At 70.1% G+C, this 7,954-nt stretch carries 6 protein-coding genes; all 6 read right to left on the bottom strand.

The genetic code is table 11. The annotated features are described in order from the left end of the window. The coding region (locus RWR81_RS11205) for a DNA polymerase III subunit delta' (protein ID WP_314457799.1) at window positions 1-995 on the bottom strand (995 nt) is incomplete at its 3' end. Then, complete coding sequence (gene tmk / locus RWR81_RS11200; RefSeq protein WP_314457798.1) at window positions 992-1,759, bottom strand: dTMP kinase; 768 nt, start codon at window positions 1,757-1,759, stop codon at window positions 992-994. The genes RWR81_RS11205 and tmk, both read right to left, overlap by 4 nt. Window positions 1,760-2,108: 349 nt before the next feature. Continuing rightward, window positions 2,109-3,140 (bottom strand): HAMP domain-containing sensor histidine kinase, encoded by a 1,032-nt coding sequence (locus RWR81_RS11195; protein ID WP_314457797.1) that lies wholly within the window; start codon window positions 3,138-3,140, stop codon window positions 2,109-2,111. A gap of 203 nt (window positions 3,141-3,343) precedes the next feature. After that, the gene (locus RWR81_RS11190; RefSeq protein WP_314457795.1) at window positions 3,344-4,072 is read right to left on the bottom strand and encodes a response regulator transcription factor; all 729 of its coding nucleotides are present in this window, start codon (window positions 4,070-4,072) and stop codon (window positions 3,344-3,346) included. Window positions 4,073-4,079: 7 nt separating this feature from the next. After that, window positions 4,080-4,697 (bottom strand): hypothetical protein, encoded by a 618-nt coding sequence (locus tag RWR81_RS11185; protein WP_314457793.1) that lies wholly within the window; start codon window positions 4,695-4,697, stop codon window positions 4,080-4,082. A 307-nt stretch (window positions 4,698-5,004) separates the two neighbouring features. Continuing rightward, a complete protein-coding gene (gene topA / locus RWR81_RS11180; RefSeq protein WP_314457800.1) occupies window positions 5,005-7,950 on the bottom strand; it encodes a type I DNA topoisomerase in 2,946 nt (981 codons plus the stop codon). Window positions 7,951-7,954 lie beyond the last annotated feature (4 nt).

Raw genomic sequence — 7,954 nt, 5'->3', positions numbered from 1 at the left:
TCGGTGCGGGCGCGCTTGGCGCGGCGCTTCTGGTCCTCCTCGAGCTGGCGGATCTGGGCACGCAGGGCCGCCGGGATCTTCCCGTCGCTCTCCAGGCCGAGCGCGCGGGCCAGCTCGGCCTTCTCCCGGGCATCGCGCTCGGCGGTGGCCTCCTTGGCCTCGGACTCGGCGGCCTCAACCAGGGAGGCGGCGGCCAGGACGGCGTCGCCGACGCTGCGCAGAGAGACCGGGGCGAGCAGGAGACGACGGCGCCGGTCCCAGGCGTCTGCATCGGTGGCCAGGTACCGGGCGAGCCCGATATGCGACTGGCTGGCCCGGGCGGCCCGGGCGGCCAGCTCGGGGTCGGCGCCGTCACGGCGCACAAGGAGCTCGGCGACGGCGTCGGCCGGTGGGATCCGTAGCGTCACCAGGCGGCAGCGGGAGCGGATGGTGGGCAGGACGTCGTCAGCGCTGGGGGTGCACAGCAGCCAGACGGTCTGGGGCGGTGGTTCCTCGATGGACTTGAGCAGGACGTTGGTGGTGCGCTCGGCCATGCGGTCGGCGTCCTCAACGAGGATGACGCGCCAGCGGCCGGTCCAGGGGCGGCGCTGGGCCTCACCAATGAGGGTCTTGACCTCATCCATGGTGATGATGAGCTTCTCGGTGGTCAGGCGCACGACATCGGGGTGGGAGCCTGCCATGACGTCACGACAGGGTTTGCACCGCCCGCAGCCGGGAACGGGGCCGGTGCACTGCAGGGCGGCGGCGAAAGCACGGGCGGCGTTGGAACGGCCCGAGCCGGGCGGGCCGGTCACGAGCCAGGCGTGGCTCATCGCGAGCCCGACCGGGGAGCCCGATGTCCCATACCCCACGCCACCCTCGCTGTGCGGGACCCCGGGGACGACTCCGACGGCGTTCGCCTCAAGCCGCCCAGCCGCCTCCCGAGCCGCCAGAGCAGCGGCGCTGAAGGCGGCCACGGCGGCCTCTTGGCCGACAACGTCCTCCCACACGCTCATGATCGAGCCTCCGATCGGTTCGTCGGCTCTTCGGCGCCGCGGCGCGCGGCGGCCTTCACGAAGGCCTCCAGGCCGAGGAGGACCCCCTGGTGAACGGTGCCGTGTTCGTGGTGCACGCCGTGGCGGCGCACAGCCACGACGGCGGCCTCGATGACGTCGTCGGCCACCTGGTCGACGGGCCGGTCCGCGTCAACGACCACGAATCGCTCTGGCTCGGCGTCGGCCAGGACGAGGAAATGGCGGCGCAGGGCGGTGCGGAAAGCAGCGCCCTCCTGCTCAAGGCGGTCCCTGGCGCCACGGCCGGTGGCACGTCGCTCGGCCAGGTCGGGGTCACCGTCGAGCAGGATGGTCAGGTCCGGCAGGAGGCCCTCGGTGGCCCAGAGGGAGAGGTCACGCACCTCCTGGGGGCCCAGCGATCGAGCCGCCCCCTGGTAGGCGACCGAGGAGTCGAGGTAGCGGTCGGCCAGGACGACGGCGCCGCGCTCAAGGGCGGGCCGCACACGGGTGGCGATGTGGTGGGCGCGGTCGGCGGCGTACAGGAGGGCCTCAGCACGCGGGGCGACGTGACCACCGTGCAGGAGGAGGCGCCGGATCTCGACGCCGAGCTCGGTGCCGCCCGGTTCACGGGTGAGGACGTGGTCGACGTCGGCGGCGGCCAGGAGGTCGGCGAGGATGCGGATCTGCGTCGTCTTGCCGACACCGTCGCCTCCCTCGAAGGAGATGAACAGACCGGGGTGGGCCGTGGCGGGGGGCGGCTGAGTCACATCCCCAGCGTAGCGGCCGTGCGGCCCTCCAGGCTTGAGAGCCGGGCGGGTCACCGGACGAAGCGGGCGCAGTCGGTCTCAGTCGGCCCCACCGTCGGTCCCGGTCGGCTGCTCTTAGCGCCCTGCTGGCGGGTCTCGGTATTGCGGCCGAAGTCCTCCACCCGCGGGGGTACTGCCGGCCCAGACCATCTCCGCATTGTTTCCCTTGACAACGACGCGGTCGACGTCCTTGACGTAGGGAGATGAGCGCTTCGTCATGACCTGAACGTCACCGGCACGTTGTCGCCACCCGGTCCCCGTCATGTCGCAGTCCTGCGACAGGACCTCAACGGACGAGTGGCGAGCACGGTCACGTCGCACTCACCGGGCCCGCGACGGGCAGGCTCAGCCACACGCGAGTCCCCACGCCCTCGCGGGAGGCCATGCGAACGCTGCCTCCGTGACGGCGCACGATCGTCGCCACCAGCGCCAGTCCGAGCCCCGAGCCCGGCAGCCCTCGGGCGTTGCCGGCGCGCGCCAGCTCGCTCCACACCGCCGGCAGGTCCGCCTGCGGCACCCCGATCCCGGTGTCGGCCACCTCAATGGTGATGGTGCCGGACTCCTCCCGGCCGCGCACCTCGACTGTCCCACCCGGCCCGGTGTACTTCGAGGCGTTGGAGATGACGTTGTAGACGGCGGAGTAGAGCAGGTCACCGTCGCCGCGCACATGCGACAACGGCCACGGCACCTGTGGCAGGTCCAGGCGAATCTTGGGCGCCCCGCCCCGGGCTGCGCCCTCCTCACCGACCGCCTGGGCGGCGTCCTGGACCGTTTCGGCGATGTCGACATCCTCCAGCGACAGCGCAGCCGTCTCCAAGTCTGCCAGCTTGCGCAGATCCGTCACCAAGCGGCCCATCCGGCGGGCCTGGGCGTCAACGACGTCGACCCGGGCCTGCAGCTCCTGCGGTTGGGCCTGCGGCAGGTCGGCGACGGCGGCCCGCACTGCCGTCAATGGGTTCTTCAGCTCATGGTCCAGCCGGCGCAGGAACTGCTGGTGGCGGGCCCAGGCCTCCTGCTGGGCCTCACGCCGGGCCCGCTCGACCGCTCTTCGTTCCCGGCGTCGTCCCACGGCTATGAGCAGTGACAGCAGCACCAGCACGATGCCGATCACCACAACGGCAACTGGCACCGTCGTCGTGATGAGCAGGGGCGCCAAGCCGTAGACCGCATAGGCGATGACGACCACGACGGCGATGACGAGCAGCACGAGTGCCCACCCGATCCACATCCTGCCGGAGTGCTTCTCCGTCGCGGAGGCCGAGTTGACCGGGGTGGCCTCAGGAGTGGGCCCATGAAGGGGCTCTCCAACCCGGCCATCACTCATCACGAGCTGTCCCATCATCGGCTGAGTCGGAAGCGAAGGAACCGCTGAGGAACGGGGCCGCGGAGGCGACGGGTCCGCGTGGGCCTGACGGATCTTCATGGTCTGTGGCCCACCCATGTCCACCGTCGACGACAGGCGTCGGGTGTGGCCGTCCTGAAGGGGCTCCCGAGGCGGAAGCGACGGCGGCAGGTTCGACGCCGGAGTTTCCGACGGTGACTGGCTCATGCCCGGACCTCGCCCCGGAAGCGGTAGCCGACGGAGGGGACCGTCTCGATGTAGGTGGGGTTGGTGGCGTCGTCGCCCAGGGCCTGGCGGATCTCGCGGACGCGGTGGTCAACGGCGCGCGTGGAGGTGGCGAAGTCGATGCCCCACAGAGAGGCCAGTAGGTCGTCGCGCGTGTGAAGCTCGCCGGGGTGAGTCATGAGGTAGTCCAGGAGCACCGTCGCCTTGGGGGTCAGGGTCACCTCGCGCCCGGCCAGGGTGACTCGCCGCGAGGTCCGCTCCAGGACCAGCTCGCCGGCCATCAGTCTGGACGCGGAGGTCAGCGGCTGGGCCATCCCCCGGGTGCGGCGAAGGACGGCCCGGATCCGGGAGGCCAACTCGGCGGGGTCGAAGGGCTTGGACAGGTAGTCGTCGGCGCCGTCGTCGAGCGCTGAGACCCGTTCGTACGAGGCATTGACCTGAGTGAGCAGGATGATGGGGGTCCACGCCCCACCGGCCCTCACCCGCCGTACCAGTTCTCGCCCGTCCATCCTGGGCATGAGGACGTCGGAGACGATGATGTCCACCTGGTAGGAGGCCAGAAGGTCCAGGGCCTCCACCCCGTCCGAGGCGAGCAGGACCCGGTACCCGCTGCGCTCCAGATACGGACCCAGCGAGCGACGGATGGGGGCCTCGTCATCGACGAGCAGGACGGTGGCGGACGGGGCCGGCGCAGCGGGATGGGTCACGGCATTCTCACTGGACGAGCCTGCCGGTGGTGTTGTTGACGCCCAAGTCCTGGATCGTCGGGTCGTCACCCAGCCAGTGGACGGTGACGTCCGAGCCCATGATGTTGAGGTGATCGATGTCGCGGGCGTAGACGGTGACTCCACCGCCCTGGATGGTCAGGGTGTCAACGTTCTCGGCGGCGACCCTGGCGTCGGAGCCCTGGATCGTGAGCGTATCGAGGTCACCCACCAGGTTGAGGGTCGACCCGAAGCTCTGGACGGTGTGGGTTCCAGAGACCTCCGTGCGCTGGCCCGTGTTCACGATGTCCTTCCAGGTCGCATCCGTAATGGGGGCGTCATCGCCGTCCTGATCGCCATCCTTGTCATCATCCTTGTCGACGGAGCCCTTCGAGGCGGCCTGGGAACCGGTCTTCGCCGATCCCGCAGAGTCAGCCGGTCCCTGTGCGTCGGCATTCGCAGAGCCCTGGGAGCCGGCGCTCGTCGTCTTGTTCGGCTCATTCTGCTCGACCTGAGCCGCTCTCGACGAGCCGGCCCCGGAGCGGTCGACGGACAGGGAACAGGCGCCCAGGGACGAGGACAGGACCAGGGCGGCAGTACTGGCGAGAACGATCTGGGGCAGACGCATGACGGGTTCCTCTCAGAACTCATGTGGTATTTATACGTGAAATACAATACCGGTCGGTTGTGTCATCCTCGTCGCCGGGGTGTCGCAGAACTGCGACCGGGGCAGCGACGATGCTCACGGAAGAAAAGCAACTGCGCAGCCGGGGACGTTCGACGCCGTCGGGTGTTGTCTGCGCGTTCGGGGACGGGATTCCTGTCCCCGAACGCGCAGAATGCCCCCGGCCGGATGCCGCGTGCACCCCGGCGCGTGGAACGTCACCGACTGAGAGCCGACCTCAGCGGTCCGCACCATCCGCCGGCGCAGCATCTCAGGCCTTCTTCGAGGCAGCCGCCTTGCTCGTCGTCGTCTTGGCTGCGGCCTTCTTCGTCGTGGTCTTCTTGGCAGTAGTCTTCTTCGCGGTGGTCTTGCGGGTGGTGCGCTTCTTGGCCGGCCCCTTGGCGCGCTTGTCCGCGAGCAGCTCGAAGGCCCGCTCGGAGGTGATGGTGGCCGGGTCATCACCGCGGGGCACGGTCACATTGGTCTGCCCGTCGGTGATGTAGGGGCCGAAACGGCCGTCCTTAATGACCACCGGCTTGTCAGTGGCCGGGTCCTGCCCCAGCTCACGCATCGGTCCGCGGGCGGCCGCCTGCCCTCGACGCCGCTTGGGCTGGGCGAAGATCTCCAGGGCCTGCTCCAGGGTCACGGTGAAGATCTGCTCCTCGGTCTCCAGGGAGCGCGAGTCCGTGCCCTTCTTGAGGTAGGGCCCGTAGCGGCCGTTTTGAGCGGTGATGTCCTCCCCCGACTCCGGGTCCTGCCCGACGACGCGCGGCAGGCTCAGCAGGTCCAGGGCCTGCTCCAGGGTCACGGTGGACAGGTCCATGGAGCGCAGAAGGCTGGCGGTGCGGGGCTTGGGCTTGGCGGCCTTCTTCGTCTTCGTGGACTTCGCCGTCTTCGTCGCCGTCTCCCCGGCCTGGGCGGCTGCGGAGGCCGAGTCGGACGCCTCAGCCGCGGCCGTCTCCTCGGGGTCGGGAAGGACCTCGGTGACGTAGGGGCCGTAGCGGCCATCCTTGGCGATGATGACGTGCCCGCTGACCGGGTCGACGCCGAGCTCGCGACCGTCGTCAGCGGCACGGGTGAACAGCTCACGGGCCTTGTCCACGGTCAGCTCATCGGGGGCGAGGTCGGCCGGCACGTTGGCGCGCTTGCCCTCGGCGTCCTCCAGGTAGGGGCCGTAGCGCCCCACCCTCAGGGTGATGCCCTCGCCGATCTCGATGGAGTTGACGGCGCGGGCGTCGATCTCACCGAGGTTGTCGACCAGCCCCTTGAGCCCCTGGGCCCGCAGCTCGACGGCGGAGGCGGCGGCCGCGTCGAGATCGCCGACGGCCGCGGCCTCAGCGATCTCCTGGACAACGGCGTCGGGGGCGCCCTGACCGTTGTAGAAGCGCCGCAGCCAGGCCACCCGGTCCTCCTCACCGGCGGCGATCCGGTCCAGATCGCGCTCCATGGAGGCAGTGAAGTCGTAGTCGACGAGCTCGGTGAAGTTCTCCTCCAGCAGGCGGGTGACGGCGAAGGCGAGCCAGGTCGGCACCAGGGCCTGGCCTCGGTGGTCGACGTAGCCTCGGTCGGAGATCGTGGACATGGTGGCCGCATAGGTCGAGGGCCGGCCGATCTCGCGCTCCTCGAGAGCCTTGACCAGGGAAGCCTCGGTGTAGCGCGGCGGCGGCGTCGTCTCGTGACCCGAGGCCTCGGCGGCCAGGGCGGCCAGCTCCTGTCCGGTGATCATCGCGGGCAGGCGCACGTCCTTGGAGTCCTTGGTGGCAGCACCGGAGTCCTCCTGGTAGCGCTCGGCGTCACGACCCTCCTCGTAGGCGGCCAGGAAGCCGCGGAAGGTGATGACGGTGCCCGACGCGGTCAGGCCTGCCGTGGAGAAGGTGGGGCCGGAGTCGCGCGACTCGCCGGCCGCCGGGGTCAGGGGCACCTCGACGGTCACGGTGGCGGTCGATCCGACGGCGTCGGCCATCTGGGAGGCCACCGTCCGTTTCCAGATGAGCTCGTAGAGACGGAACTGGGCACCGGTCAGCTCTGCGGAGACCTGGGCCGGGGTGCGGAAGTGGTCGCCGGCGGGGCGGATCGCCTCGTGAGCCTCCTGGGCGCCCTTGGACTTGGAGGCGTAGACGCGGGGGCGCTCAGGGACGTACTCGGCACCGTAGAGCTCGGCCACCTGGGAACGGGCCGCGGCCACGGCCTGACCGGACAGGACCGTGGAGTCGGTGCGCATGTAGGTGATGAAGCCGTTCTCGTAGAGGCCCTGAGCCACCCGCATGGTCTCACGGGGGTTCATCCGCAGCTTGCGGGAGGCCTCCTGCTGGAGGGTGGAGGTGGTGAAGGGGGCGGCCGGGCGGCGCTTGTAGGGCTTGTCCTCGACGCTGGCCACCCGAGGCTCGCCCCGGCCGATGGCCTCGGCGACGGCGGTGGCCCCCACCTGGTGGAGGTGAACGGCGGAGGCCTTGAGGGCGGCCGGGCGCAGCTCGCCGTCGTCGTTGAAGTCGCGGCCTGTGGCCACGCGCCGACCGTCGAGGGTGGCAAGGCGGGCGGTGAAGGAGGCATTCTGACGGGCGGAGACGTCCACCGGGGACAGGACGGTGGAGAAGGTGGCCTCCACCCCCCAGTAGGAGGCCGAGCGGAAGGCCATGCGCTCACGCTCGCGCTCGACGACGAGGCGGGTGGCCACCGACTGGACGCGCCCGGCGGATAGACCGGCGCGAACCTTGCGCCACAGGACCGGGCTGACCTCGTAGCCCACGAGGCGGTCCAGGATACGGCGGGTCTCCTGGGCGTCGACGAGGTGGATATCCAGGTCGCGGGTGTTGTCCAGTGCCCGGGTGACGGCCTCGCGGGTGATCTCGGTGAAAACCATGCGGCGCACCGGCACCTTGGGCTTGAGGACCTGCTGGAGGTGCCAGGCGATGGCCTCGCCCTCACGGTCGTCATCGGTGGCCAGGTAGAGCTCGTCGGCGTCCTTGAGGGCCTTCTTGAGTTGGGCGACCGTCTTCTTCTTGTCCGGGTTGACGACGTAGTAGGGCGTGAAGTCGTCCTCAACGTCGACCGCGAACTTGCCGTAGGGCCCCTTCTTCATGGCGGCGGGCAGCTCGGAGGGCTGCGGCAGGTCGCGGATGTGCCCCACGGAGGCCTCGACGTCGAACTCCGGACCCAGGTAGCCGGCGATGGAGCGCACCTTGTTGGGGGACTCCACGATGACGAGCTTGGTGGACACGTAA

Origin of the sequence: uncultured Actinomyces sp. (assembly GCF_963526355.1) — a bacterium.
Taxonomy (GTDB): domain Bacteria; phylum Actinomycetota; class Actinomycetes; order Actinomycetales; family Actinomycetaceae; genus Actinomyces.
Note: the sequence above shows the minus strand (reverse complement) of the source record. Positions and strands in the feature narration are given on the sequence as shown.